Source organism: Pseudoxanthomonas suwonensis 11-1 (assembly GCF_000185965.1).
GTDB lineage: Bacteria > Pseudomonadota > Gammaproteobacteria > Xanthomonadales > Xanthomonadaceae > Pseudoxanthomonas > Pseudoxanthomonas suwonensis_A.
In genome coordinates this window covers 2,218,152-2,242,023 of record NC_014924.1, presented here as the reverse complement: position 1 = coordinate 2,242,023, position 23,872 = coordinate 2,218,152, and the positions used below count along the sequence as shown (strand labels likewise).

23 protein-coding genes, 1 tRNA gene and 1 other RNA gene are annotated in these 23,872 nt (G+C 72.2%); 14 read left to right on the top strand and 11 right to left on the bottom strand.

All coding sequences use genetic code 11. The features are described from left to right. Positions 1-7: 7 nt before the first annotated feature. Positions 8-757: a fimbrial biogenesis chaperone gene (locus PSESU_RS10180; protein WP_013535695.1), complete on the bottom strand. Its 750-nt coding sequence runs from the start codon at positions 755-757 to the stop codon at positions 8-10. 98 nt (positions 758-855) lie between these two features. Beyond that, positions 856-1,392 (bottom strand): fimbrial protein, encoded by a 537-nt coding sequence (locus PSESU_RS10175; RefSeq protein ID WP_013535694.1) that lies wholly within the window; start codon positions 1,390-1,392, stop codon positions 856-858. A gap of 306 nt (positions 1,393-1,698) precedes the next feature. Here PSESU_RS10175 and PSESU_RS10170 point away from each other — a divergent pair, with 306 nt between their 5' ends. Next, positions 1,699-2,106, top strand: coding sequence for a DUF6165 family protein (locus PSESU_RS10170; RefSeq protein WP_013535693.1), 408 nt, complete (start codon positions 1,699-1,701; stop codon positions 2,104-2,106). Here the strand turns inward: PSESU_RS10170 and PSESU_RS10165 are convergent. Together PSESU_RS10165 and PSESU_RS10160 are read right to left on the bottom strand one after the other, a co-directional pair. Next, positions 2,082-5,144 carry a spermine synthase gene (locus tag PSESU_RS10165; RefSeq protein ID WP_013535692.1) on the bottom strand — a complete coding sequence of 1,021 codons (3,063 nt, stop codon included), beginning with the start codon at positions 5,142-5,144 and terminating at the stop codon, positions 2,082-2,084. The two genes, PSESU_RS10170 and PSESU_RS10165, sit on opposite strands and share 25 nt — an antisense overlap. Positions 5,145-5,159: 15 nt before the next feature. Beyond that, positions 5,160-6,197: a glycosyltransferase family 9 protein gene (locus PSESU_RS10160; RefSeq protein ID WP_013535691.1), complete on the bottom strand. Its 1,038-nt coding sequence runs from the start codon at positions 6,195-6,197 to the stop codon at positions 5,160-5,162. 30 nt (positions 6,198-6,227) lie between these two features. Between PSESU_RS10160 and PSESU_RS10155 the strand changes: the two genes are divergently transcribed. The 8 genes from PSESU_RS10155 (at position 6,228) to ffs (ending at position 11,274) form a co-directional block, all read left to right on the top strand. After that, positions 6,228-6,977: a 3-deoxy-D-manno-octulosonic acid kinase gene (locus PSESU_RS10155; RefSeq protein ID WP_013535690.1), complete on the top strand. Its 750-nt coding sequence runs from the start codon at positions 6,228-6,230 to the stop codon at positions 6,975-6,977. Then, complete coding sequence (locus PSESU_RS10150; protein ID WP_013535689.1) at positions 6,977-7,756, top strand: MBL fold metallo-hydrolase; 780 nt, start codon at positions 6,977-6,979, stop codon at positions 7,754-7,756. Before PSESU_RS10155 ends, PSESU_RS10150 begins: the two co-directional genes overlap by 1 nt. Beyond that, on the top strand, positions 7,753-8,772 hold the full coding sequence (moaA, locus tag PSESU_RS10145; protein ID WP_013535688.1) for a GTP 3',8-cyclase MoaA: 1,020 nt from the start codon (positions 7,753-7,755) through the stop codon (positions 8,770-8,772). Before PSESU_RS10150 ends, moaA begins: the two co-directional genes overlap by 4 nt. After that, on the top strand, positions 8,773-9,282 hold the full coding sequence (moaC, locus tag PSESU_RS10140; protein WP_013535687.1) for a cyclic pyranopterin monophosphate synthase MoaC: 510 nt from the start codon (positions 8,773-8,775) through the stop codon (positions 9,280-9,282). Continuing rightward, a complete protein-coding gene (locus PSESU_RS10135) occupies positions 9,279-9,524 on the top strand; it encodes a MoaD/ThiS family protein (protein ID WP_203415197.1) in 246 nt (81 codons plus the stop codon). Before moaC ends, PSESU_RS10135 begins: the two co-directional genes overlap by 4 nt. Position 9,525: 1 nt before the next feature. Continuing rightward, positions 9,526-9,987, top strand: a complete 462-nt coding sequence (locus PSESU_RS10130) for a molybdenum cofactor biosynthesis protein MoaE (protein ID WP_013535685.1) — start codon at positions 9,526-9,528, stop codon at positions 9,985-9,987. 18 nt (positions 9,988-10,005) lie between these two features. After that, positions 10,006-11,064, top strand: a complete 1,059-nt coding sequence (locus PSESU_RS10125) for an SMP-30/gluconolaconase/LRE-like region-containing protein (RefSeq protein WP_013535684.1) — start codon at positions 10,006-10,008, stop codon at positions 11,062-11,064. Positions 11,065-11,177: 113 nt separating this feature from the next. Beyond that, positions 11,178-11,274: signal recognition particle sRNA small type (gene ffs, locus PSESU_RS15805), an RNA gene on the top strand. Between the two features lie 63 nt (positions 11,275-11,337). Here ffs and PSESU_RS10120 read toward each other — a convergent pair. From PSESU_RS10120 to PSESU_RS10110, 3 genes are all read right to left on the bottom strand, one after another. After that, positions 11,338-12,168: a hypothetical protein gene (locus PSESU_RS10120; protein WP_013535683.1), complete on the bottom strand. Its 831-nt coding sequence runs from the start codon at positions 12,166-12,168 to the stop codon at positions 11,338-11,340. Positions 12,169-12,249: 81 nt separating this feature from the next. Then, positions 12,250-12,540 (bottom strand): hypothetical protein, encoded by a 291-nt coding sequence (locus tag PSESU_RS10115; RefSeq protein WP_049782327.1) that lies wholly within the window; start codon positions 12,538-12,540, stop codon positions 12,250-12,252. An 828-nt stretch (positions 12,541-13,368) separates the two neighbouring features. Further along, positions 13,369-13,461, bottom strand: a tRNA-Ser gene (locus PSESU_RS10110). 143 nt (positions 13,462-13,604) lie between these two features. On the opposite strand from PSESU_RS10110, the gene dnaX reads away from it, so the two are divergent. The 4 genes from dnaX (at position 13,605) to PSESU_RS10090 (ending at position 17,372) form a co-directional block, all read left to right on the top strand. Next, on the top strand, positions 13,605-15,626 hold the full coding sequence (gene dnaX, locus PSESU_RS10105; protein WP_013535682.1) for a DNA polymerase III subunit gamma/tau: 2,022 nt from the start codon (positions 13,605-13,607) through the stop codon (positions 15,624-15,626). Between the two features lie 4 nt (positions 15,627-15,630). Next, positions 15,631-15,951, top strand: a complete 321-nt coding sequence (locus PSESU_RS10100; protein ID WP_013535681.1) for a YbaB/EbfC family nucleoid-associated protein — start codon at positions 15,631-15,633, stop codon at positions 15,949-15,951. A gap of 140 nt (positions 15,952-16,091) precedes the next feature. Further along, a complete protein-coding gene (gene recR, locus PSESU_RS10095; RefSeq protein WP_013535680.1) occupies positions 16,092-16,679 on the top strand; it encodes a recombination mediator RecR in 588 nt (195 codons plus the stop codon). Positions 16,680-17,024: 345 nt separating this feature from the next. Then, a complete protein-coding gene (locus tag PSESU_RS10090; protein WP_013535679.1) occupies positions 17,025-17,372 on the top strand; it encodes a histidine triad nucleotide-binding protein in 348 nt (115 codons plus the stop codon). A gap of 152 nt (positions 17,373-17,524) precedes the next feature. Here PSESU_RS10090 and PSESU_RS10085 read toward each other — a convergent pair whose 3' ends face one another. The 4 genes from PSESU_RS10085 to PSESU_RS10070 are packed head-to-tail and all read right to left on the bottom strand — an operon-like array spanning position 17,525 to position 21,950. Then, positions 17,525-18,067, bottom strand: coding sequence for a Slp family lipoprotein (locus tag PSESU_RS10085; protein ID WP_013535678.1), 543 nt, complete (start codon positions 18,065-18,067; stop codon positions 17,525-17,527). A gap of 18 nt (positions 18,068-18,085) precedes the next feature. Beyond that, positions 18,086-20,026 carry a transglutaminase TgpA family protein gene (locus tag PSESU_RS10080; RefSeq protein WP_013535677.1) on the bottom strand — a complete coding sequence of 647 codons (1,941 nt, stop codon included), beginning with the start codon at positions 20,024-20,026 and terminating at the stop codon, positions 18,086-18,088. After that, positions 20,023-20,994, bottom strand: a complete 972-nt coding sequence (locus PSESU_RS10075) for a DUF58 domain-containing protein (protein ID WP_013535676.1) — start codon at positions 20,992-20,994, stop codon at positions 20,023-20,025. Before PSESU_RS10075 ends, PSESU_RS10080 begins: the two co-directional genes overlap by 4 nt. Further along, the gene (locus PSESU_RS10070) at positions 20,994-21,950 is read right to left on the bottom strand and encodes an AAA family ATPase (RefSeq protein ID WP_013535675.1); all 957 of its coding nucleotides are present in this window, start codon (positions 21,948-21,950) and stop codon (positions 20,994-20,996) included. Before PSESU_RS10070 ends, PSESU_RS10075 begins: the two co-directional genes overlap by 1 nt. A gap of 42 nt (positions 21,951-21,992) precedes the next feature. Between PSESU_RS10070 and PSESU_RS10065 the strand changes: the two genes are divergently transcribed. Continuing rightward, a complete protein-coding gene (locus tag PSESU_RS10065) occupies positions 21,993-23,849 on the top strand; it encodes an ArnT family glycosyltransferase (RefSeq protein WP_013535674.1) in 1,857 nt (618 codons plus the stop codon). Positions 23,850-23,872 lie beyond the last annotated feature (23 nt).

Below are 23,872 nucleotides of genomic sequence, written 5' to 3'. Positions count from 1 at the left end.
TGGCGGGTCAGTCCGGCGAGGGCGCCGCCACCGCCGCGCCAGTGGCGGTGCCACCCTGGTCGTTGATGAAGCGGTATTCCAGTGGCAAGCCGGTGGCCGGCACCTGCAAGCCGTCCGGCAGGTCGAACCTGTGGCTGGACAGGGGCGCCAGCATGCCGGCGTGGATCGCCTGCCTGGCTTCGCCGGTCCCCAGTTCGATCACGCTCAGCGAGACATGGAACGGGGTCGGATTGACCGCCTCCAGCTGCAGCCGCTCGCCGTCGCGACGCAGGCGCCACTGCACCCGTGCGGGCGCTTCCAACGCGCTGCCGGGCAGTCCCCTGGGCCGGAAGAACAGCTTCAGCCGGTGCTTGAAGGCCAGTTCCAGGCGGTTTGGCGCATCCGGGTTGAGCGGAGCCCGCGGCGGGATGTCGAGCACGTTGAGCCAGAACAGCGATTCGCGGTCGGTCGGCAGCGGCTCGCCGGTGTAGGTCAGGCGCAAGGTCTGGGTCCGGCCGGGATCGAGCCGGAAGATGGGCGGAGTGAGCGCGAACGGCACCGGGTCATCGCCCGGGCTCGCTTCGGCATTGCCGGCGTCCAGCCAGGACTGTGCCAGCGAAGGCGTCTCGCCCGGGTTGCGCAGGTTGATGGTGACCTCGCGCCTGGCGGCCGGATACACCACGCGGGTACCGTCCACCACCACGCTGGCACCGGTGGTGCCAGGGCTGGAGGCGAGCGCGATGAATGCCGCCAGCGCAGCAGCGGTCGATCGGGACATGGTGTGGTCGCCTTCCGGTAGCGGAGGGAACGACACCGGCGCGGCGGCTGGGTGCCGCGCCGGGGATGCCGGGGAGCGTGCTTCCCCGCGGATGGCGCCTACCGGTAGACGAGCGAGTAGGTCACGGAGGTCACGACGCTGCCGGGTACGACCGCCCCGGCGGCGTAATAGCGTGCGCCGAAGGTCAGGGTGCCGTCGTCCGCCAGCCAGTTGGCGTTGGCGTCCGCCAGCTGTTCGAGGCTGCCGATCCTGACCACCTTGCTCGCGTCCTGGCCGTAGAACAGCTGGACCTGCACGTTGGTCGCGGTGCCCGTGTTGTTGAGGTGGCCGGTGGCCAGGTCGACGTTCGGGCCGACTTCGAAGTAGGGCATCACGTCGGTCAGCGTGTCGAGGTCGCAATCGGACAGCTCGAGGATGAACGCGGAGTCGCCCGCCGACTCGGTGTTGGCGGCGAGGATGCTGCTGGAAACGGTGGGCAGGGTGATGGAAGCGGTCGCGGTGCCACCGTTCACGGCAACGGTGCAGGTCGCGGCGGTAATGACGCCTTGGAAGGTGATGGTGCCGTCGGATGCCGCGGCGGTGCCCGCGGCCAGGCCGGCCGCGAGTGCGACTGCGGGTATGGTGATCCTCTTCATTTGAAGCCCCTCTCCAGGAGTGTGTTGCACTGGCCTTGCTGAGCGAGCCGGCCGCCGTCGGCGCCGGCTACCTTGGGCTGGCGGTCACTGGCTGATGGGTGACCGCCAGCACGGTTCCAGTTCGGTCCGATCCTATGGACGTGCTCCGGCGTGGGCCGTCGGAAACGTCTCATTCCTTCGCTGCCTGCCGACGAACGGTCGGGGCGCGCGGCGCACTCCAGCCCCCGCCGGACGGAGAGGGGCCTTCAGCTGCCAGCCGGCCCCATTCGCTAGACTGGCGCCTTTCCAACGCAGCGGCTTGTCCCCATGTCCGAAATCCTCGTCCCCGTGTCCTTTGGCGAACTGCTGGACAAGATCGCGATCCTGCAGATCAAGTCCGAGCGCATGAGCGACGAGGCCAAGCTGGCCAACGTGCGCAAGGAGCTGTCGGCGCTGGAGCAGACCTGGATGGCTCATCCGGCCGCCGGTGGCGACATCGCCCAGCTGCGCGCGCAGCTGAAGGCGGTCAACGAGCGGCTGTGGGACATCGAGGACGAGATCCGGCTCAAGGAGCGCGCCCAGGAGTTCGACGAGGAGTTCGTGCGCCTGGCCCGCAGCGTGTACTTCGAGAACGACGAGCGCGCCCGGGTGAAGAAGGAGATCAACCTCGCCCTGGGCTCGGCCTACGTCGAGGAGAAGTCCTACCAGGACTACCGGACCGGCGACGCGCCCTGAGCGGCGCGCGCGGCTTCCAGCTCTTCCAGGGCGCGGATGCGGACCATGTGCCGCACCATGCGCAGGCGGTCGCTGTGGGGCAGGGCGATGCCGTAGCCCTGGTGCAGGCGCTCGACCTCGCCGGGCCTGCCTGAGCCCAGCGCACCGAGCTGAGCCAGCAGCAGCGCCTGCTCCTGCAGTTCCAGCGGATAGGCCTCCGGCCGCTGCAGCAGCGCCTCCCCCAGGCGCAGCATTCCTTCGCCATCGCGTGCGGCCGCGGCCGCGTACAGGTCCAGCACCGCGCGCACGGGTGCCGGCTGGGCGTCGTGGTGGATCCACGCCGGGGCTATCCAGGCCCGTTCCAGGTCCTCCGGCGGCAGGTGGCCCAGGGTGGCGGCCGCGATGGCGGCGGCATTGCGGGTCCAGGTGGCCAGGTCGCCCACCGTGCCCTGCGACATCCCCAGCAGCGACTGCAGTTCGCTCTCGGCCTCGGCCAGCTCGTGCTGGCGCGTGGGCAGCGGCGTGCCGTACGTGCCGCCCGACATCGCCGCGGCCAGTGCGAGCGCGCGCTGGCGTGCCAGCAGCAGGCTGTGGCCGGGCAGGGCGGCGATCTTGTCGCTGGCAGGTGGCAGGCGTCGCCCTTCCATCAGGTCCAGCACCGGCAGGCCGTTGTCGGCCAGGCGTTGCAGGGTGTCGGCGCGGTCGGCGCGGAAGCGGGTGCGCGGCCCCTGCAGCGAGACCAGCGGGTGGAAATCGCTGTGCGCGCTGGCACGCAGCGCACGCACGTAGGTCTGCAGCAGGGCGCGGCCGCCGAGCTCGCGCACGGCCAGGGCCGCGTCGCCATCCAGCCCGACCCGCGCGGTCTCGCGCGCCAGTTCGCCGGTGACCCGCAGGCGCGCGGCGTCGGCCGCCGGGCATGTGCTGCGGCAGGCCACCACCACCAGGTCGTTGTCCTGGGCCAGGTACAGGCGTGCGTCGGGAAAGTTCTCCAGCAGCGCCGCCAGGATCGAGGCCAGCAGCGCATCGTCGATCTCGTAGGTCTGCAGCCACTGCACCAGCAGCCCGTCCTCGGCCAAGTGGCCGTGCAGGAAGCGGTAGAACTCGGTGGTGAACAGCCCGGCCACGCCGCTGACCCAAGGGTTGGACGGCTCGGACACGATCACGTCGTAGCTGCGCTGGCCGCTGGCGTAGAACCGCCGCGCGTCGTCGAAGTGCACCTGCGAGCGCGGGTCGTCCAGCGCCCGCCCGATCCGCCGCCCGAACAGCTGCGCGCCGGCACGGTGGACCAGGGGCTCGATCTCGACCGTCTCCACCCGCTGCACCCGGTCGCTGCCGAGCAGGGTATGGGTCGACAGGCCCAGGCCCCAGCCGATCACGCCGACCTGGCGCGGCTGCGGATGCAGGGCCAGCGGCAGCGCGCCGAGGCTGACCATGGTCAGCTCGTCGCCGCCGGGCGGACGGTCCAGGTCCAGGGCCATGGCGCCGTCGGACTTGCCGTTGGTCAGCAGCGAGAGGGTGCCGTGGGCGCTGGAACGGACCACGCCGATGGTCGCGGTCTTGCCGTCGCGCAGGAACGGCACCTCGAGCGAATCGTCCAGCCGCGCATGGCCGGTGCGGAACGCGCCGGAGAGCTGGGTGCGTGGATCAGGCCGGCCCCACACCAGCGCCGCCAGCAGGCCGGCGATGGCCAGGCCCGACAGCACCGCCAGCCGCGCCGGCTGCAGTTCGTTGCGCGCGTGCGCCAGCAGCCAGAAGCCGATGGCGATGTCGCCCACTGCCGCCAGCACCAGGCCCAGGCGCACGCCCAGCAGCGGCACCAGCACATGGGTCATCAGCAGCACGCCGGCGATCGCGCCGACGGTATTGGCCGCGTACAGCCGTCCGATCGAGCCCTCGCCCCCACCCGCGCGCAGCAGGGCCAGGGTGAACAGCGGCAGGGTGGTGCCGGCGAAGAACGCCGCCGGCAGCATCACCGCCATCGCCACGCCGGCGCTGCCCATCAGGAACAGCCGGTAGCCGCCATCGTTGCGCGCCAGCGACTGGACCAGGGCCGCGGTCCATTCGAACGATTGCGCGAACGCCAGCAGCGACAGCAGCGCGGTCACGCCCATCGCCACCTGGGCGAAGCCGGCGGTGCGCAGCGGATCGTCCAGCCGCGCCCCGCGCCGCTGCACCCAGGCGCCACCGCCGGCCAGGCCGAGCAGGAAGGCGGCCAGCATCAGCTCGAAGCTGTGCGCGGTCGTGCCCAGGGCCTGGTTGAGCAGGCGGATCCAGCCGATCTCGTAGACGAAGGAACACGCGCCGGACAGCAGCCCGGCCCACAGCACCACGCGCAGCACCGGTGACCGCGCGGCCGCTGTGTCGCCGGCGGGAACGGAAGCCTCCTGCGCCAGCGGGGCATCCACCCCTTCGCCACGCGCCAGCCACGCTGCCACGCCCGCCACCAGCAGGTTGGCGATTCCGGCCACCACCAGCGCGCCGGGCATGCCCAGCCTGGGTAGCAGGAGGAAGGTCGCAGCCAGCGCGCCGCCGGCCGCGCCGATGCTGTTGGCGAAGTACAGGCCGCCCAGCACGCGTGCGTCCTGGCCCTGGCGGGCACGGATCCAGCCCGCGCTCAGCAGCGGGAAGGTCGCGCCCAGCAGGATGCAGGCCGGCAGGATCAGCACCGCCGCGGTCAGCCATGGGTACAGCTGCGCGGCCACGCCGTCACCCAGCGCGCCCAGCAGTCCCTCCGATACCCGCATGTAGCCGACGAAGGCCGGATGGAAGGCCAGGCCCAGCACGCCGATCGCGGCCTCGGCCACGGCATAGGCCAGCACCAGCCGGCGCCAGCGCAGGCCCAGCCGCGCCGCGCCCCAGGCACCCAGGGCCATGCCGCCCATGAAGATCGCCAGCACCAGGCTCTGCGCGTACGCCGCGTGCCCGAGTACCAGGCCCAGGTAGTGCGACCACAGCGACTGGTAGACCAGGCCGGCGAAGCCCGACACCACGAACAGGCCCAGCACCGCCGTGGCGGGCAGCGCAGGGCCCGGGTTGCGCGTGCCGGCCCGGACGGTCACGCCGGGCCCACCGGGTCAGCGGCCATGGTCGCTGCGGTAGCGCTCGAAGGCCTCGATCGCGTCCTGCACCGTGACCAGCTCCATCACCCCGTCGTGCTCGATCTTGGTGCCCCACTTGAGCGCCGGGGCCGGCTTGCCCAGGTATTTGCGCGCAGCGGCGTCGTAGCGGTCGACGCAGTAGCGGCGGTCCGAGTACGGCCCGCTGCGGGCGGGGTTGCTGGCCGCGTGCAGGCCCAGCACCTTCGTGCCCATGGCGTTGGCGATGTGCATCGGGCCCGAGTCCGGGGTGACCAGCAGGTCGGCGCGCTCGAGCAGGGCAGGCAACTGCTTGAGCGTGTCCTTGCCGACCAGGTCCAGCGCCGGGCTTCGCATCGCCGCGAGGATGGCATCGGTGGTGCTGCGCTCCAGCTCGCTGCGGCCGCCGCACAGCACCACCCGCCAGCCGCGCGAGGCGGCGTGGTCGGCCAGGGCCGCGTAGCGGTCCGGGTACCAGTTGCGGCGCTGGTGGCTGGAGCAGGGCGAGATCATCAGCACCGGGGTGCCATCGTCCGGCCACTGCGCGGCGGCCCATTCGTAGGCGTCGTCCGGCACCGGCAGGTTCCACTCGACCCTGTCCTGGACCAGGCCCAGTGGCTCGCAGAAGCTGCCGATCGCATCCAGCACGTGGATGCCGGGGCGGTCCGGGATGCGCTCGTTGATGAACAGTCCGTGCAGGTCCTTGGAGCGCGAGCGGTCGTAGCCGACCCGGCGCCGCGCCGGCACAAAGGCCGACAGCAGGTTGGCGCGGGCGGCAACCTGCAGCTGCAGCAGGATCCCGAAGCGCTCCGGCGGCAGCTCGCGGCGCAGGGCGCGCATGCCGGCCAGACCGGTCTTCTTGTTATAGACGTGGAAGGTGACGCCCTCGAGCCCGTCGAGCAGGCGCTTGCCGCCCGGATCGATGATCCAGTGCAGGTGCGCGCCGGGCCAGGCGCGCTGCAGGGTGCGCACCAGCGGGACCACGTGGGTGACGTCGCCGAGGGCGGACAGGCGCAACAGGCAGATCGAAGGACGCATCGGTCTCGGGGTGTTGTTAGACTCGCGAGGATGGTCGCGTTCGACGCAAACGAAGCCTTGTCGCCCTACCGCGCCGGCAGCGGTTATGGCGCCATTCTGTTCGACCGTGAACGGCTGCGGCAAGCCGGGCCGGAACTGTTCGTGCCCGCTTCATGGGGCGAACGTGCCCGCCCGGTGGCTTCAGGCGGTCGCGGTAGCGCCTGGTTCGTGGACGCGCCGTTCGGTGCCTGCGTGCTGCGCCATTACCTGCGCGGCGGCCTGGCCGCCAGCGTCAGCCGCGACCGCTATGTCTGGCGCGGCGCCGAGCGCACCCGCAGCTTCGCCGAGTTCCGGCTGATGCGCCTGCTGATCGGCCGCGGCCTGCCGGTGCCGAGGCCGCTGGCGGCTTCCTACGTGCGCAAAGGCGCTTTCTACCGGGCCGCGATCCTGCTGGAGCGCCTGGACGGGGTGCGCTCGCTGGCCGACCGCGCCCTGGTCGCCGGCAGCGGCGCCCCTTGGGAGGAGACCGGTCGCCTGATCGCGCGCTTCCACCGCGAAGGCCTGGAGCACGCCGACCTCAACGCCCACAACATCCTGTTCGACGGCAACGGCCGCGGCTGGCTGATCGATTTCGACCGGGGGCGCATGCGCATCCCCGCCACCGGCTGGCGCGAGGCCAACCTGCGCCGGCTGCTGCGCTCGCTGCTCAAGCTGCGCGGCCCGCGCAGCGTGGACGAGGTGGAGAAGGACTTCTCGCGCCTGCGCCGCGCCTACGAACTGTCCTGGAGCCGGGGCTGCTGATGGACATCAACGCAGGTGCCGCTCCCTGGTCGCTGCGCCTGCATGGCGTAGGCAACGCCTCGGCGGTCGCGCTGGGTTCGCCGATGGCGACCATCGAGCGCGGCGGCCAGCCCTGGCTGACCATCGACTGCGGCGCCGAGGGCCTGACCGCCTACGAGCAGCAGTACGGTGGCCATCCGGAGGCGCTGTTCGTCACCCACGTCCACCTGGACCACGTGGCCGGCTTCGAGCGCCTGTTCGTCTCCGCCTACTTCAACCCGGAGCGCCGCGGCCGCATCCGCCTGTACGTGCCGGCGCCGGTGGTGCCGCTGCTGCACCGGCGCGTCGGCGACTATCCCAACGTGCTGGCCGAGGGTGGGGCCAACTTCTGGGACGCGTTCCAGCTGGTGCCGGTGGGCGAGGCCTTCTGGCACGACGGCCTGCGCCTGGAGGTGTTCCCGGTCCGCCACCACTGGCCGGACACCGCGTTCGGCCTGCGCCTGCAGGGCAGCCTGGTGTGGAGCGGCGACACCCGCCCGATCCCGGAGGCCCTGGCGCGCTACGCCAGCGAGGGCGAGCGCATCGCCCACGACTGCGGCCTGGTCGGCAATCCCTCGCATACCGGCATCGACGACCTCGAGCGCGAGTATCCGGCCGGGCTGCGCCAGCGCATGGTCCTGTACCACTACGCCAGCGCGGCCGACGGCGATGCCCTGGCCGCCCGCGGCTATGCCGTCGGCCGCCCCGGCCAGGTGCTGGACCTGGCCCCGCCCACCGCGCCGGCGGCGCTGCCCTCATGAGCGCGGTGCAGGCCAGCGCGGCGCTGCCCCGGGACCGGCTCGGGCGGCCATTGCGCGACCTGCGCCTGTCGGTGATCGACGCCTGCAATTTCCGCTGCGGCTACTGCATGCCGGCCGACCGCGTGCCCGACGACCACGGCACCAGCGCCGCCAGCCGCATGTCCTTCGACCAGATCGAGACCCTGGTGCGCGGCTTCGTCCAGGTCGGCGTGCGCAAGCTGCGCCTGACCGGCGGCGAGCCCCTGCTGCGCCGGAACTTGCCGGAACTCATCGCGCGGCTGGCGCGCATCCCCGGGATCGAGGACCTGGCCCTGACCACCAACGGCGCGCTGCTGGCGGCCCAGGCCCGCGCCCTGCGCGAGGCCGGGCTGCGCCGGCTGACGGTGAGCCTGGATGCGCTGGATCCTGGCGTGTTCCGGGCCATGTCCGGGAACCGCGGCGAGGTCGCCACGGTGCTGGAAGGCATCGCCGCCGCCGCGGCCGCCGGCTTCGGCCGGCTGAAGATCAACTGCGTGGTCCTGCGCGGGACCAACGACCACCAGGTGCTGCCGCTGCTGGAGCATTTCCGCGGCACCGGCCACGTGGTGCGCTTCATCGAATACATGGACGTGGGCACCTGCAATGGCTGGGACCCGGCCCAGGTGGTGCGCGCCGACGAGCTGCGCGATCGCATCGCCGCGCGCTGGCCGCTGCGGCCGCTGGCCGCCGGCTATACCGGCGAGGTGGCGCAACGTTACGCGTTCGCCGATGGCGGGGGCGAGGTCGGCTTCATCAATTCGGTCAGCGCGCCGTTCTGCGGCGACTGCCACCGTGCCCGCGTCTCCGCCGACGGCCAGCTCTATACCTGCCTGTTCGCCGGCAGCGGACATGACCTCAGGCCGGCCCTGGCCGGCGGCGAACATGGCGTGGCCGAGGCTGTCGCCCGGTTGTGGTCGGCCCGCGACGACCGCTACAGCGAGATCCGCGGCCAGGCGCCCGCGCGCCGGCCCATCGAGATGTACCTGATCGGAGGTTGAGTGGCCACACGCAGCAGATCCCCCCGCGCGCCCGCCGCGCTGACCCATGTCGACGCCCAGGGCCGTCCGGCCATGGTCGACGTCTCGGCCAAGGACGTGACCGCGCGCAGCGCCACCGCGCAGTGCAAGGTCGCGTTCCCGGTGGCGGTGGCGGCGCAGCTGCGTGCCAGCGGCATGCGCTCGAACAAGGGCGGCATCGTCGACACCGCGGTGATCGCCGGCACCATGGCCGCCAAGCGCACCCACGAGCTGATCCCGTTCTGCCACGCGCTGCCGCTGGACGGCGTACGCATCGCCATCGACTGGCATGGCGAGCGTGAGCTGCGGATCGAATGCACCGCGCGCACCACCGCACGCACCGGCGTGGAGATGGAGGCCCTCACCGGGGCCACCGTGGCGGCGCTGACCGTGTACGACATGACCAAGGCGCTGTCGCACGCCATCGTCCTGGGCCCGGCCAAACTGCTGGGCAAGCAGGGCGGCAAGCGCGATTTCGGGAAGGTGGGCTGATGGCCAGGGTGGTGCTGCTGTACTTCGCATCGTTGCGCGAGGCCACCGGCCGTGAGCGCGAGGAGGTCGACACCGCCGCCGCCGACCTGGCCGCGCTGTACGCCGAGGCCGCCGCCCGCCATGGCCTGGCCTGGCCGCGCGAGCGCCTGCGGGTGGCGATGGATGGCGCCTTCGCCGCCTGGTGCGATCCGCCGCGCGACGGCGGCGAGGTCGCCTTCATCCCGCCGGTCTCGGGAGGCTGAGATGGATGCACCGCGCCCGCTGGCCCGCTTCGAGCTGGCCGACAGCGACTTCGACATCGCCCCGCGACGCCAGGGCCTGCAGCGCGATGAGGCCGGCGCCTATGCCAGCTTCGAGGGCTGGATCCGCGACCACAACGACGGCCGGCCGGTCAGCGGCCTGTGCTACGAGGCCTATGCCAGCCTGGCGGTGGCCGAGGGCGAGCGCATCGTCGAGGAGGCGGTCCAGCGCTTCGCCATCGCCGGCGTGCACTGCGTGCACCGGGTGGGCGAGCTGCCGATCGGCGGCCTGGCGGTGTGGGTCGGCGCGAGTGCCGCCCACCGCGACGCGGCCTTCGACGCCTGCCGCTATGTGATCGACCAGGTCAAGGCGCGGGTCCCGATCTGGAAACACGAACGCTATACCGACGGCCCGGCACAGTGGCTGCACCCGGACGAACCCGGCAGCCCGCCCGCGACGTCCTGACCCGGAGATCGCTTCCCCATGGCTTCCGCATTCCCCCTGCGCCTGGCCGCTTCCCTGATCGCCCTTGGTGCCTTCGCCGTTCATGCCGGCGACGCCGCCGCCGGCACCCCTGGGCCCAGTGGCACCCTGCTGGTCGGCAACAAGTCGGCCGACACCTTGTGGCGGCTGTCGCTGGCCGACGGCCAGCGCCTGGGCGAAGCCGCGACCGCGCCGGCGCCGCACGAGATCGTGGTCAGCCGCGATGGCCGCATCGCCGTGGTCAGCGAGTACGGCCACCGCGAGCCCGGCCACACCCTGGGCGTGTACGACGCCCACGGCGGACAGTTGCTGCGCCGGATCGACCTGGGCAGGAACACCCGCCCGCACGGCATGCGCTTCACTGCCGACGGCGCGTACGTGCTGGTCACCACCGAGGGCAGCGACGCGCTGGTCAAGGTGGACCTGGAGGGCCGCATCGCCCGGGAGTTCGACATCGGCCCGGGCAAGGGCCACATGGTCGCGCTCTCGCCGGACGGGCGGCATGCCTATGTCAGCAAGGTCGAGGCCGGCACCGTGGCCCGGGTCGAGCTGGCCACCGGCGAGGTGCTGGAGAAGCCCGCCGGCGATGGCGCCGAGGGCATCGCCGTGGCCCGCGACGGCTCGGTCTGGGTCGGCAACCGCGAGGCCGGCACCGTGACCGTGCACGACCCGGAAACCCTGGACATGGTGGCCATGCTCGACAGCCCCGGCTTCCCGATCCGGGTCACCTTCACCGCCGACGGCCTGCACGCCCTGGTGACCAACGCCCGCGCCGCCACCCTGGGCGTGTTCTCGGTGCGCGACCGCGCCCCGGTGGCGGTGGTGCCGCTGGCCGAGCCGGGGGTCGAGTACCGCGAAACCATGCTCGGCCGCGCCGCGCTGCCCATCGGCGCAATCGCCGATCCCGACGGCAGCCGGGTCTACGTCGCCATCAGCGGCGGCAACCAGGTCGCCGTGGTCGATACCGCGAAGTGGAAGGTGGTCCAGCGCTGGCCCACCGGCAACGAGCCGGATGCGCTGGCGATCGTGCCGGCCGGGGCGAGGCAGGCGGCGCCCTGAGTGGCGCTGCCGCCGCGACGTCGCTGAACCAGCGTTGGCGTCGCGCTGCGCCGATAGGCTAGAATGCGCGCCTCACCGGGCCGCGCGCTGCGCGGCCCGCGTCTATGGTGGCCCCGTCGGCCCCTCGCGACGCTAGGTCGAAAATCCCGCCAGGGCCGGAAGGCAGCAACGGTATCGATCGACGCGGGCGCCGAGGCAAGCCGGCGGGGCCGCCACCTTTTCCCGGGTCGGAAAAACACGGAAGCCGCCGCCACCAGGCGAGGGGCGTGCGATTCAGTCCGGCACCGGCCGGCACTGCCCGTAGTGGTTGAACTCCAGCCGCGAGCCGCTTTCGAGCACGAAGGTGTCCTCGGTGATGCGGCGGTGGTAGGCGCCGGTGCGCGGATCCAGGATTTCCACCCGGCGGTAGACGCCCTGGCTCTGGCTGTCGACCGAGGCATATTCCAGCGTCCATGCATGCGGCTGCCAGTCGCAGCTCCAGGCCACGCGCTGGCGCCGGTCGCTGGCGTGGCGACCGCACAGCTGCGGCGAGAACGCGGCGCCATCCCATTCCTGCCAGGTGCCGTCGCCGACGCGCATCCGCTCCGGCGGTTCGCCTTCGACCACGCACTCCAGCACCCGCGCCGTACCGGCCGGCTCGGCCGGCGCCAGGTCGCAGCGGCCGCTTGTGGCCTCGCACCAGGGGCTTTCGCGTTCGGCCGCGATGATCGCCAGCTGGCCATGCACAGGTGCGCTGGCATTGAAGAAGCCCTCGGCGAAGCGCGCATCGCGCAGTCGTTCGTAGTCGTGCCAGGCACTGGAGCCCGGCATCGGCGTGACCTCCGGGGTCTGGCAGTTGAGATGGAAGCGCAGTGGCGTGCCCGGCTCCGCCTTTTCACGGAAGTCGCGCAGCACCGTGGCCCGCACCTCGCAGTTGCCGGACTGCTGGTCCGGCAGCAGGACCACTTCGTCGATCCGCAGCTGCAGGTGGCTGGCCGCGTTCTCGCGGGCCTGCTGGTAGTACTGCGGGGCGAGGGCGGCGTGGGCGGTGGCCAGGCCAAGCCAGCCGAGGCAGGTCGCCAGGATCGCGTGTTCGCGCCGCAGTCCATGCCTGGTCGCGGTCATTCCAGTGCCTCCATGGCGGTCGCCTGGGCCCACAGCATAGAGCTGTCGCGGTCCGGCGGGAGGTGTCTAATCCCGCCACGTTCACCACCAGCTTCCCGAGGTTGCGTCCGTGCAGCAGGCCGGCGAGTGCCGCCGGTGCCTGTTCCAGGCCGTCGACGATGTCCTCCCCAGCACCACGCGACCCTCGTCGACCCACTGGCCGATGTCGCGCCGGAACGCGGCGAAGCGGGTGGCGTAGTGGTCGAGGATCATGAAGCCTTCCATCCGCGCGCGCCTGGACAGCAGGGTGGCCAGCAGGGCGGCGCTCCGGTCCTTCCCGGAGGCGTGGCCGTCCTGGTTGTAGTGGGCGATGAACCCGCACAGGGGATGCACGCATGCTGGTTCAGCAGTGGCAGCACCGCATCGAGCACCGCGCCGCCGACGTTCTCGAAGTACACGTCGATGCCGTCCGGGCAGGCTCCGCCCAGGCGCGTACGGAAGTGCCGGCACTTGTCCGCGCCACCGCTGAACCAGCCCCTCTCTCGGCCAGATAGGAAAAGGGCCTCCTGCGTGGGCCTTTGCTTTCCGCTTCTGGCGGAGAGGGAATTCACTCAGCCCGTTGGGGCTTCGCCCTTCGGGCGACGGCTTCGCCGTCGTGTCCACCCGCTGTGCGGGGACGGTGGATTGGCCACTGATGGAGGGGGATTGCAAGCCGCTTCGCGACTCGCGCCACCCGCTGCGCGGGTGGCCGAGCCGTGGGGTTCGAACCAGCCCCTCACTTGGCCAGATACGCAAAAAGGCCCCCTTGCGGGGGCCTTTGCTTTTCTGGCGGAAAGATGGGGAGTCACAGGTCTCGTTGAGGCCTTGCCCCTCGGGCAACGGCTTGGCCGTAGTGTCCATCTGCTGCGCGGGGATGGCAGGCGGGCGACTGGTGGAGGGGGATTGCGAGCCGCTGCGCGGGTGGTCGAACCCGTTGGGGCTCTCATCAAGTCCCCTCCCGTCCCCAGATACGCAAAAAGGCCCCCTTGCGGGGGGCCTTTTGCGTATCTGGCGGAGAGAGGGGGATGCACTGCGGCGCTGCGCGCCTTGCCCTTCGGGCGACGGCTTCGCCGTCGTGTCCACCCGCTTCGCGGGTGGTCGAACCCGTTGGGGCTCTCATCAAGTCCCCTCCCGTCCCCAGATACGCAAAAAGGCCCCCTTGCGGGGGCCCTTTTGCGTATCTGGCGGAGAGAGGGGGATTCGAACCCCCGAAGCGCGGTTTAGACGCTTACACACTTTCCAGGCGTGCTCCTTCAACCACTCGGACACCTCTCCGGAACCTGGCGGGTCGTCGTGACGGCCTGCAGGGCCGGCGATTCTAGCGCTCGCGCCGGCTTGCCACAAGCGCGGGGCGGTCGGCGGGGCGGGCATGGCACAATGCCGGTCCTGCCGGAAGCCCGGCCGAACGTGGTCTGCCGATGTCCTACCTGGTTCTTGCCCGCAAGTGGCGCCCGAAGCGGTTCTCCGAACTGGTCGGGCAGGAGCACGTCGTACGCGCCCTGGGCAACGCCCTCGATACCGGGCGGGTCCACCACGCATTCCTGTTCACCGGCACCCGCGGCGTGGGCAAGACCACCATCGCCCGCATCTTCGCCAAGTCGCTGAACTGCGAGAAGGGCACCAGCGCCGAGCCCTGCGGCCAGTGCGCGGCCTGCATGGACATCGATGCCGGGCGCTACATCGACCTGCTGGAGATCGACGCGGCCTCCAACACCGGCGTGGACGACGTTCGCGAGGTGATCGAGAACGCGCAGTACATGCCCTCGCGGGGGCAGTACAAGGTGTACCTGATCGACGAGGTACACATGCTCTCCAAGGCGGCGTTCAACGCGTTGCTGAAGACCCTGGAGGAGCCGCCGGGGCACGTGAAGTTCCTGCTGGCGACCACCGACCCGCAGAAGCTGCCGGTCACGGTGCTGTCGCGCTGCCTGCAGTTCAACCTCAAGCGGCTGGACGAGGGCCAGATCGAAGGCCAGATGACCAAGATCCTGGCGGCCGAAGGCATCGAGGCCGATGCCTCGGCGATCCGCCAGCTGGCGCGCGCGGCCGATGGCAGCCTGCGCGACGGCCTGTCGCTGCTGGACCAGGCCATCGCCTATGCTGGTGGCGCCCTGCGCGAGGACGTGGTCCAGACCATGCTCGGCAGCGTCGACCGCACCCAGGTCGCGGCGCTGCTGGACGCGCTGGCCGACGGCAACGGCGAGGCCCTGCTGGGCACGATCGAGACCCTGGCCGGGTTCGCGCCGGACTGGGGCAACGTGCTGGAGGCGCTGGCCGAGGCGCTGCACCGCATCCAGGTGCGGCAGCTGGTGCCGGGCGCCCGCCGCGAGGACGAGGGCATCGACGTGGACGCCTATGCCGGCCGGGTGCGGCCGGAGGTGGTCCAGATCTGGTACCAGATGGCGATCAACGGTCGCCGCGACCTGGACCTGGCCCCGGCGCCGCGGGTCGGCTTCGAGATGAGCATGCTGCGCATGCTGGCGTTCCGGCCCGAGGCAGATGCCGGCGTGCCGCCGACTGGCGGTGGCGCGGGCACCGGGGCATCGGCCTCCGGCGGTGGCCAGCGCGCGTCGTCGGCGCCTGCGGGCGCGGGTGCGTCCGCTGCGCCTGCAACCCCGCGGGCCGCCGTGCCGGTTGCACCGGACGCCGCCATCGCGGTTCCCGCCGCGCCGGTACCGCCTGCGCCATCGGCCGAACCCGCGCGTCCGGCCACGATCGCCGCCGATCCTTCCGACCTGCCGCCGTGGGAGGTGCCTGCGACCCAGGCGGCGCGCCCGCAGCCGCCGGCGCCCGCTCCCGCACCGGCCCGCGGCGCGTCCACCGCGCCGTCCTGGCCGGACGAGCGCGACCAGGCCCCGGCCGCGCCGCGTGCGCCGACCGGCAGCGCGCATCCTCTCGCCGCCGATGCGCTGGAGGCGGGCATCGTGATGAAGCCCGCCGCGCCGGCTGCGAAGCCGGAGCAGGAGCCGCGGCCCGAACCGGTCGCTCCGCCTGCACCGCAGGTCGCCGCACCCGCAGCGCCGCGCGCGCCGACCGGTGGTCCGGTGATCGCCGATGCCGAGGACTGGCTGGAGCGCGTCTCCGCCTGCGAGCTCGGCGGCCCGGCCCGGCAGCTGGCGTCCAACACCGCCTTCGTCAGCCATGTCGATGGCGTGCTGACCCTGGCCCTGGACCCGGGCTTCGAATACCTGCGCACCGAGCGCTCGGTGGGCGCACTGGCCGAGGCCCTGGCCGGACAGCTGGGCGCGCCGCCGAAGATCGTGGTCCAGACCGGCGAGGCGCCGGCCGAAACCCTTCACCAGCGCATGGACCGTGAGCGCGGTTCGCGCCAGGCCGCGGCCGAGCAGGCCTTCCTCAACGACCCGACGGTACGCCGCCTGGTCGAACAGCACGGCGCCCGCGTCGTGCCTGATTCCATCCGACCCGTAGACGAGAACTGAACCGATGCGCGGCAATATCGCCCAGCTGATGCAACAGGCGCAGAAGATGCAGGAGAACCTGCAGCGCGCCCAGGAAGAACTGGCCAAGCTCGAGGTCACCGGCAGCGCCGGCGGCGGCATGGTCAGCGTGACCCTCACCGGCACCAAGGAGTGCCGCAAGGTGCGGATCGACCCCAGCCTGCTGTCCGACCAGGAGATGGTCGAGGACCTGGTGGCCGCCGCGTTCAACGACGCCTCGAACAAGATCGACGCCGAATCCAAGGCGAAGATGGCCGCCGCCTCGGCGGGCATGCCACTGCCGCCGGGAATGAAGTTGCCGTTCTGAAGAGGGTGATTCGTTATTGGTCATTCGTGATTCGGAAGAGCTAGCAGCAACCGCAGTGATCGCTTGATGCCACAGGCCGCCGGCGCCGCACCCCGGAGCGCGGCGGCCCTTCCAATCCCCAATCTCGAATCACGAATCCCATGCTTCTCGAAGAACTCATCGAAGCCTTCCGCGTGCTGCCCGGTGTCGGGCGCAAGAGCGCGCAGCGCATGGCGTACCACGTGCTCGAGCGCGGGCGCGAGGGCGGCAAGCGGCTGGCGACGGTGCTGGCCGAGGCGGTGGAGAGGATCGGGCACTGCGCGCAGTGCCGCGACTTCAGCGAGGACGAGGTCTGCGCGGTCTGCGCCAGTGGTTCGCGTGACCGCCAGCAGCTGTGCGTGGTCGAGACCCCGGCCGACCGCCTCGCGATCGAGACCGCCACCGGCTACCGCGGCGTGTACTTCGTGCTGCAGGGACGGCTGTCGCCGCTGGACGGCGTCGGCCCGCGCGAGCTTGGCCTGGAGACGCTGGGCACGCGCCTGGCGGCGGGCGAGGTGAGCGAGATGATCATCGCCACCAGCGCCACGGTCGAGGGCGAGGCCACCGCGCACTACCTGGCCCAGCTGGCCCGCCAGCACGGCGTGCGTCCCAGCCGCCTGGCGCAGGGCCTGCCGCTGGGCGGTGAACTGGAATACGTGGACCGCGGCACCCTGTCCCACGCCTTCGGCACCCGCGCGGAGATGCCCTGACGGCCTTGCGCCGCTTTTTCCAGCGGGATCAGGCGGGAAGATTGCGCGCCACTGGCACGCATGCCGGCGAACGCCCGCGTCGTTGGGCGCGGGCCAATGCCACGGCAGCTCGCGTGGCCCGGGTAAGCGAAGCGCACCCGGGCCGGCTTGCCGGTCAATCGTGGCAGTCCTTGTGCGTGCCCCTGGGGCAATGTCCTGGCAGGCCCCTGCGCCGGACCCGCGCGGCCCCGGATGCGGCCTTCGGCCTTATCCGGGCTACATGGAGCACTCCACAACCGCTTTCCCGGGGGAGAAGGGCTTTGCTGGGTTAAGCTGCAGCGATCCACGCAAACCGCCACATGGACCATGAGCGACACCATCTTCGGCAAGATCATCCGCCGCGAAATCCCGGCGACCATCGTGTACGAGGACGACGACATCCTCGGCTTCCGGGACATCGCCCCGCAGGCGCCGGTGCACGTGCTGTTCATTCCCAAGCACGAGGCCATCCCCACGCTGGATGATGCGCGTCCCGAGCACGCCGAATTGTTCGGCCGGCTGATGCTGGCTGCGGCCGAGTACGCGCGCCGCGAGGGCCTGGCCCAGGACGGCTACCGGGTGGTGATGAACTGCCGCGAACACGCGGGGCAGACCGTGTTCCATGTCCACCTGCACCTGCTGGCGGGCGCGCCGCTGGGGCACTTCGGGGCCTGAGCGCGGGCTTCAGGCGGCGCGGCCTCGTGCCGGTAGCTGTTCGTTCCGGCGAACCTGCGCCTGCTCCGTCCGGGCGGAGGGTGCGAATCCCGGAAACAAGAACGCCGCCCGAAGGCGGCGTTCCTGCATCGATCATTGCGCGGCGTGCCGGCTCACCACCACCAGCCGCCCCAACCGGCGCGGTACGGCCCCCAGTAGGGGCGGCCGTAAGGGCCGTAGGGGTAGGGCGGAACCACCACCTCGACCTCGCGCACTTCCGGCCACAGGTAGACCACGTCGGCAGCCAGCTGCGGCAGGTGGTAGTCGTACTCGCCGATGCGCACGCTTTCGGTGCCCTCTACGCGGCCGACGAAGGTGACTTCACGGCCCGGGGTGAACACCGCCGGGTCGTAGAAGCCGGCGCGGCAGGCGACGAAGCGGCCCTGGGTGACGTCGGCCGAGTTGCTCTGCGGGCGGCCGGTGGCGTTCAGCGGCATGGCCACCATCTGGAAGCAGGTGCGGTCCTGCTTGGGCTGGGTCTCGACGATGCGGCCACCCCAACGCACCGGGCTGCTGCCGGGCGTGGCGGCCACCGCCTGCTGCGGGGTGACCTGCGGGAAGCTGCCCTGCAGCGGCTGCGGCGCAGTGGCGCAGGCGGCCAGCAGCGACAGGCCGGCAGCAGCGGTGAGGAATCGGACGGTGTTGCGCAAAGTCATGGCGGCCTCCGGTGAAGATCAGGGGCGGTGCCGCCGCAGGTCCGTGACCAGCTGGCGCAATCCCCCGTGGCGTGGAGCGTAGCGCGATTCGACGAAACGGCGGCTGAGCGCGAGCAGATCCTTGCCCGCCTCGGGACGGGCGACGGCGACGCGCCGTGCCCAGTCCATCGCGGGCTCGTGCGGGGCGCGGCCCAGGCCAAACCGTTCATAACGGCGGCCCAGCCGGTGCCAGGCGCGCAGCAGGGGATCGCGTTCGCGTTCGCCGCGCGCAAGCCACCAGGCCATCGCAGCCAGTGCCAGCGCCGCAAGCGCGCAGAATGCCGCCAGCAGCTGCGACGGCTGCAGCCGCTGCAGGCCCAGCGGCTGCAGCAGGGCCTGCTGGCGCTCGGCATCGAAACCCAGCACCAGGTCGTTCCAGCCGCGGCGCAGCCAGTCGGCGAAGTCGCCCAGATTGTCCAGGCGCAGGGACTGCAGGCCGCCGCCGGCATCCGCGAGCGCGCGTCGCTGTTCCAGGGTGTCGTAGATGCGCTCCGGCGCCACCGCGGCGGTGGGATCGACCCGCACCCATCCGCGCCCCTCCAGCCACACCTCGTTCCAGGCATGGGCGTCTTCGCGGCGCACGATCCAGTAGTCGCCGAACGGATTGGGGTAGCCGCCGGCGTAGCCGACCACCACCCGGGTTGGGATGCCGGCAGCGCGCATCAGCACCGCGAAGGCGGAGCTGAATTGTTCGCAGTAGCCGCGCTTCTGCGCAAACAGGAACTCGTCGGCGGCATCGCGGCCGGGCAGGGGCACGTCGAGGGTGTAGGCGAAATCGGACCGGATCATCCGCAAGGCGCGCTCGATGATCGCTGCGTCATCGGCGCCGGCTTCCTTCCGCCACTTCGCGGCGAGGGCTCGCGTGCGCGGGTTGACTTCGGGCGGCAGGGCAAGCGCGAACCGGCGGGCAACCGGGTGCAGGTCCGGCTCCAGGCTGCGCGGTGGCCTGGACTGCAACTGCCAGCGCGTGGGCGTAGCCAGGGCGCGGACGCTGGTAAGCGCCATGTCGTAGCCGAGGCGCGCGCCAGACGGTGCATGGGTAGGCAGGTCGAGGGCAACCAGCAGACGGCGATCGGTGGCTTCCATCTCCACTTCGTAGGCCCACTCCACGGCGGAGTGCTCGCGCTCGGGGGCTGGCAGGAAGTCGAGGCGTGGATCACGTGTCCATGCGCGGCCGTCGAAGTTCCAGAGCACGGCGCCGCGCCAGTACATCTCTTCCGGCGCCGGGGACGGTCCGTCGAAGCGCACCCTCAGCGCTGGACGGTCGTCGGTCATGAAATCCAGCCAGGCACCCGGCTCCATGCGATCGGAAAGGCCGGGCCGGGCGATGGCCCGTTCCGGTACGCCCCACAGCGGCGAGGGCAGCCGCGGGAACAGCCAGAACGCCGCCAGCGCCAGCGGCAATCCGATCGCCACCAGCCGGCCCATCGCGCGCAGGCGCTGGCCGGGCGGTAGCGGCGGTGCATGGGCCTCGGCATCGGCCAGGCGCTGCAGGGTCAGCAGGGCGCCGAGCACCGCGCCCAGGCCCAGCAGCATCGTCAGCGGGCCCTGGTCGAGCAGGAACGCGGCGAACGGGGCGAACAGCGAGAAGCCCAGCAGGCTGCGCGCATCGCGCAGCGCGTGGGACTCGGCCGGCTTGATCGCCAGCATCGCCGCCAGCAGGGCGCAGCCGGTGTCGCGGCCCATGCGCGGGCCCATCAGCGCGAACACCAGGGCGAGCATGGCCAGGGTCAGCAGCAGGCGCAGCCACGAGGGCAACGGCCGGCGCCAGGAGCCGGCGGTCGCCGCCACCGCGGTCGCTGCCAGGCCAGCGGCCAGGCCCGGGGGCAGGAGCAGCAGCAGCGGCAGCAGGCCCAGGCCGGCAGTGGCCAGGGCCCAGGCGCGGGTGGCCGGCGGCAGCGGGACGGTGGCGCGAGTCATGGCGCGGCATCCGGCAGCAGGGCCAGCGCGCGCAGGCAGGCGTGGCGGTGCTCGGGACCCTGGCCCGGACCGATGTCGTCCTGGGCCGGCAGGCGCAGGCGGTAGCGGCGGCCCTCGCGCTCGGCCTGGTCGATCCACGCGGCCAGGCGCGAGATCCGCGGCTCCAGCGCCAGGGCGGACAGGTCGCGCCAGTCGAGTACCAGTTCGCGGCCTTCGGCGCGCTCGAACTCGCGCACCACCAGGGTGTCGCGACGCGCGCTGTGCTTCCAGGCGATGGTCCGCGGCGGGTCCCCGGCGCGGTAGGCGCGCAGCTGGTGCGGTTCCTCGCCCAGCGGATCGGGACGGCCGCGGCCGAGGGTGCCGGCGCTGTCCGGCAGCGGTGGCGGACTGGCCTCCGGGCGCGGATACACCAGCAGGCGCTGCCGTGGCCAGATCCGCGACCACCCGCGCACCAGGCCCAGTGGCTGGGTGGTCGAGATACGGATGCGACCAGCCTCCAGCCAGCCGCGGCGGGTGGTGGCCACCGGCAGCACGACCTCGGCCGAATCGTTGCCGGCGATCGCGGCCCAGGCCTCCGTTCCTTCCCGGTCGATGCGTAGCCCGCGGCGGGCGCGGCCGTCGCGGCTGGACAGGGCCAGGCGCAGGGCCAGTGTCTGCCCGGCCGGGACCGGCTCGGCCGAGACCGCCTCGACCCGCAGCCCGGACAGCTGCAGGTGGGTGGCGATCAGGCTGGCCAACCCGGAGGCGCCGAGCAGCAGCGCCAGCAGCAGGGCCGGGTTGTTGTTGTAGTTCAGTGCGCCCAGCAGCATGGCCAGGACCAGCACGGTATAGAACAGGCCGAAGCCGGTCGGCAGGACATAGACCCGGCGGCGGTCGACCGCCAGCGGCAGGGCTTCCGGCGCGCGGGGCGGCTCCAGCGCCCGCAGCAGCGCGCGGATCCGTTCCCCCGCTCCCCCCGGCAGGCGCATCAGTCCACCGGCACCGCGTGCAGCACGGACTTGGCCAGGGCGGCGCCTTCGCCGGCTTCCGCCTCGGCCACCAGGCGGTGGCCGGCGACGGCGATGAAGAGCGCCTGCACGTCCTCCGGCACCACGTGGCCACGGCCCAGCAGCAGGGCGTAGGCGCGGGCCGCGTGCAGCAGCGCCAGGCCGGCGCGCGGCGACAGGCCCACCCGCACGCCCGGATGGCGGCGGCTGCGCGCGAGCAGGGCCTGCACGTAGTCGATGAGCGCGTCGCTGGCATGCACCCGGATCGCGGCCTGGCGCAGGGCCGCGACATCGCCCTCGCCCAGCACCGGGGCGGCCTGGGCGATCAGTTCGCGACGGTCGGCGCCGGTCAGCAGGGCGCGCTCGGCCTCGGCGCCGGGGTAGCCCAGCGAGAAGCGCAGCAGGAAGCGGTCCAGCTGCGAGTCCGGCAGCGGGAAGGTGCCGGACAGGTCCACCGGGTTCTGGGTGGCGATCACGAAGAACGGGTCGGGCAGGCGGTGGGTCACGCCGTCCAGGGTCACCTGCTGCTCGGCCATGGCTTCGAGCAGCGCGCTCTGGGTACGCGGCGGAGCGCGGTTGATCTCGTCCGCCAGCAGCACCTGGGTGAACACCGGACCGGGATGGAACTGGAAGCCGCGTGCGGCCGCGTCGTACACCGACACGCCCAGCACGTCGGCCGGCAGCAGGTCGGAGGTGAACTGCACGCGCTGGAACGACAGGCCGACGGTCGCGGCGAGGGCGTGGGCGAGGGTGGTCTTGCCCAGCCCGGGCAGGTCCTCGATCAGCACATGGCCGCCGGCGAGCAGGGCGACGAACGCCAGCCGCACCTCGTGGGCCTTGCCCAGCACCATCGCGTTGACCTGCGCCTGCGCCTGGTGGAGGGCGCGGGCCAGCGCGTCGGGTAGGATCGGAGGCTGTCGTTCCGTGGAGTTCGCCATCGCATGCCTGCGTTGTCCGGATGGGTCGGGAGTGTACCGGGTATGCAGTCCGGGACCGGGGCGCGCCGGGCCTTCCTCCTGCTCTGGATCGCGGCCTGCCTGGTGAAGCTCGCGGTGGCGGCGCAGCTGCCGCTGTTCGTGGACGAGGCGTTCTACTGGCAGGAGGGCCGGCACCTGGCCCCGGCCTATTCCGACCTGCCGGGCATGACCGCGTGGCTGGCCCGGCTGGGGACCTGGATCGGCGGCGACCACCTGCTGGCCCTGCGCCTGCCGTTCCTGCTGATGGGCGCGATCGTGCCGTGGTGGGTGGTGCGGATCGGCGCGCGCTGGTTCGGCGAACAGGCCGGCTGGCATGCCGGCAGCCTTGCGGTGCTGATGCCACTGGTCGGCACCCTGGGCGTGCTGGCCCTGCCGGACGTGCCGCTGGCACTGGCCACGGTGCTGTGCCTGCACGCGGGCACGCGCCTGCTGCGCCATGTCACTGCACTGATGGTGCTGGAGCTGGGCATCGGCCTGGCCCTGGGCGCGCTGAGCCATTACCGCTTCGGCGGCGTGCTGGTGGCCGGCAGCGCGGCCCTGCTGCTGGTCCCGCACGGGCGCCGGCTGCTGGCCGATCCGCGGGTGCTGCTGGCGCTGGCGGTGGGCCTGCTGGCCTGGGCGCCGCTGCTGCTGTGGAACCTGGACCATGGCGATGCCGGGGTGCGCTTCCAGCTGGTCGACCGCCACCCGTGGTCGCTGCATGCAGGTGGACTGCTGTTCCTGCCGGTGCAGGCCGTCGTTGTGACCCCGCTGCTGCTGGCGGCGATGCTGCTGGCCGGCTGGCGCTGCGCGCGGCCGCCGCGCGCGCTGCGGCCACCGTGGCGGTTCCTCGGCCTGTTCGGGGTGTTCGTCGCCGCCGGCTTCTTCGTGCTGGGTTTCTTCGCCGATGCCGAGCGGGTGAGCTTCCACTGGCCGCTGCCGGCCTGGCTCGCCCTGCTGCCGATGGCTGCGCTGCTGCTGCAGGGATGGCCGCGCGGCTGGCGCATCGCGACCTGGGCGACCACCGCCGCCGGCGCCGTGCTCGCGCTGGGCTGGCTGCTGGCGGTGTCCCTGCCGCCGGTGCGTGCCGAGCTGGCGGGCAGCAAGCACTACCCGCGCAATTTCGCCGGCTGGGAGCAGCTGGCTGGCGAGGTGCGCAAGGCGCTGGCCGACATGCCCGACGGCACCGCGCTGGTGGCCGACAGCTTCAAGGTCGGGGCCGAGCTGGGCTTCGCCATGGGCGATCCGGACATCCGGGTGCTGCCGCACCCGCTCAACGCCCACCACGGACGCGCGCCACAGCTGGCGCTGTGGGGCCTGCTGGTCGAGCGGCCGCTGGATACCCCGGTGCTGCTGGTGGTCTCCGCCAGCGACGTGCGCTACCGCGAACTGCTTCAGTACTACCAGTCGCTGTGCGAGTGGGTCGGCCCGCTGCCGCCACCGCAGGTCGTCGGGGTCGACAACCTGGCCCAGCGCTTCCTGCTGTTCCGCCTGCCGCCGGGCCGCGCGGAGGGGCAGTGCACCCTGCCGGCCCTGGCCTGGATCGACGCGCCCGCACCCGGAGGCGAACTGGCGTGCCAGTACGAGGCCAGCGGCTGGGCGTTCAAGGACGGGGTCGGGGTGGAAGCGGTGGAGCTGCTGCTCGACGGCCGGGTGCTGGCGCGCACCGAGTACGGCAGGGAGGCGCCGCAGGTGGCCGCGTACTGGGGCAACAGCAGCGATCCGGGCCATCCGCATGTCGGCTTCCATGCGGCCGGGACCCTGCCGGCGTGGATCGCGCCGGGCAGCCACCGCCTGGCGCTGCGCGTGCATGGACGCGACGGCAGCACCGAGGATGGCTGGATGCAGAAGGTCGACACCCCGCGCTGCCCGGCCGGATGAGCCGCCGCGGGTGGCTGCGCGGC

Coding starts and splice junctions, on each gene's coding strand:
- recR (WP_013535680.1), top strand. CDS start 16,092: ATGCTTCTCGAAGAACTCATCGAAGCCTTCCGCGTGCTGCCCGGTGTC.
- PSESU_RS10155 (WP_013535690.1), top strand. CDS start 6,228: ATGGTCGCGTTCGACGCAAACGAAGCCTTGTCGCCCTACCGCGCCGGC.
- PSESU_RS10130 (WP_013535685.1), top strand. CDS start 9,526: ATGGATGCACCGCGCCCGCTGGCCCGCTTCGAGCTGGCCGACAGCGAC.
- PSESU_RS10080 (WP_013535677.1), bottom strand. CDS start 20,026: ATGACTCGCGCCACCGTCCCGCTGCCGCCGGCCACCCGCGCCTGGGCC.
- dnaX (WP_013535682.1), top strand. CDS start 13,605: ATGTCCTACCTGGTTCTTGCCCGCAAGTGGCGCCCGAAGCGGTTCTCC.
- PSESU_RS10170 (WP_013535693.1), top strand. CDS start 1,699: ATGTCCGAAATCCTCGTCCCCGTGTCCTTTGGCGAACTGCTGGACAAG.
- PSESU_RS10175 (WP_013535694.1), bottom strand. CDS start 1,392: ATGAAGAGGATCACCATACCCGCAGTCGCACTCGCGGCCGGCCTGGCC.
- PSESU_RS10100 (WP_013535681.1), top strand. CDS start 15,631: ATGCGCGGCAATATCGCCCAGCTGATGCAACAGGCGCAGAAGATGCAG.
- PSESU_RS10180 (WP_013535695.1), bottom strand. CDS start 757: ATGTCCCGATCGACCGCTGCTGCGCTGGCGGCATTCATCGCGCTCGCC.
- PSESU_RS10120 (WP_013535683.1), bottom strand. CDS start 12,168: ATGACCGCGACCAGGCATGGACTGCGGCGCGAACACGCGATCCTGGCG.
- PSESU_RS10125 (WP_013535684.1), top strand. CDS start 10,006: ATGGCTTCCGCATTCCCCCTGCGCCTGGCCGCTTCCCTGATCGCCCTT.
- PSESU_RS10085 (WP_013535678.1), bottom strand. CDS start 18,067: ATGACTTTGCGCAACACCGTCCGATTCCTCACCGCTGCTGCCGGCCTG.
- PSESU_RS10070 (WP_013535675.1), bottom strand. CDS start 21,950: ATGGCGAACTCCACGGAACGACAGCCTCCGATCCTACCCGACGCGCTG.
- PSESU_RS10065 (WP_013535674.1), top strand. CDS start 21,993: ATGCAGTCCGGGACCGGGGCGCGCCGGGCCTTCCTCCTGCTCTGGATC.
- moaA (WP_013535688.1), top strand. CDS start 7,753: ATGAGCGCGGTGCAGGCCAGCGCGGCGCTGCCCCGGGACCGGCTCGGG.
- PSESU_RS10160 (WP_013535691.1), bottom strand. CDS start 6,197: ATGCGTCCTTCGATCTGCCTGTTGCGCCTGTCCGCCCTCGGCGACGTC.
- PSESU_RS10090 (WP_013535679.1), top strand. CDS start 17,025: ATGAGCGACACCATCTTCGGCAAGATCATCCGCCGCGAAATCCCGGCG.
- PSESU_RS10075 (WP_013535676.1), bottom strand. CDS start 20,994: ATGCGCCTGCCGGGGGGAGCGGGGGAACGGATCCGCGCGCTGCTGCGG.
- PSESU_RS10150 (WP_013535689.1), top strand. CDS start 6,977: ATGGACATCAACGCAGGTGCCGCTCCCTGGTCGCTGCGCCTGCATGGC.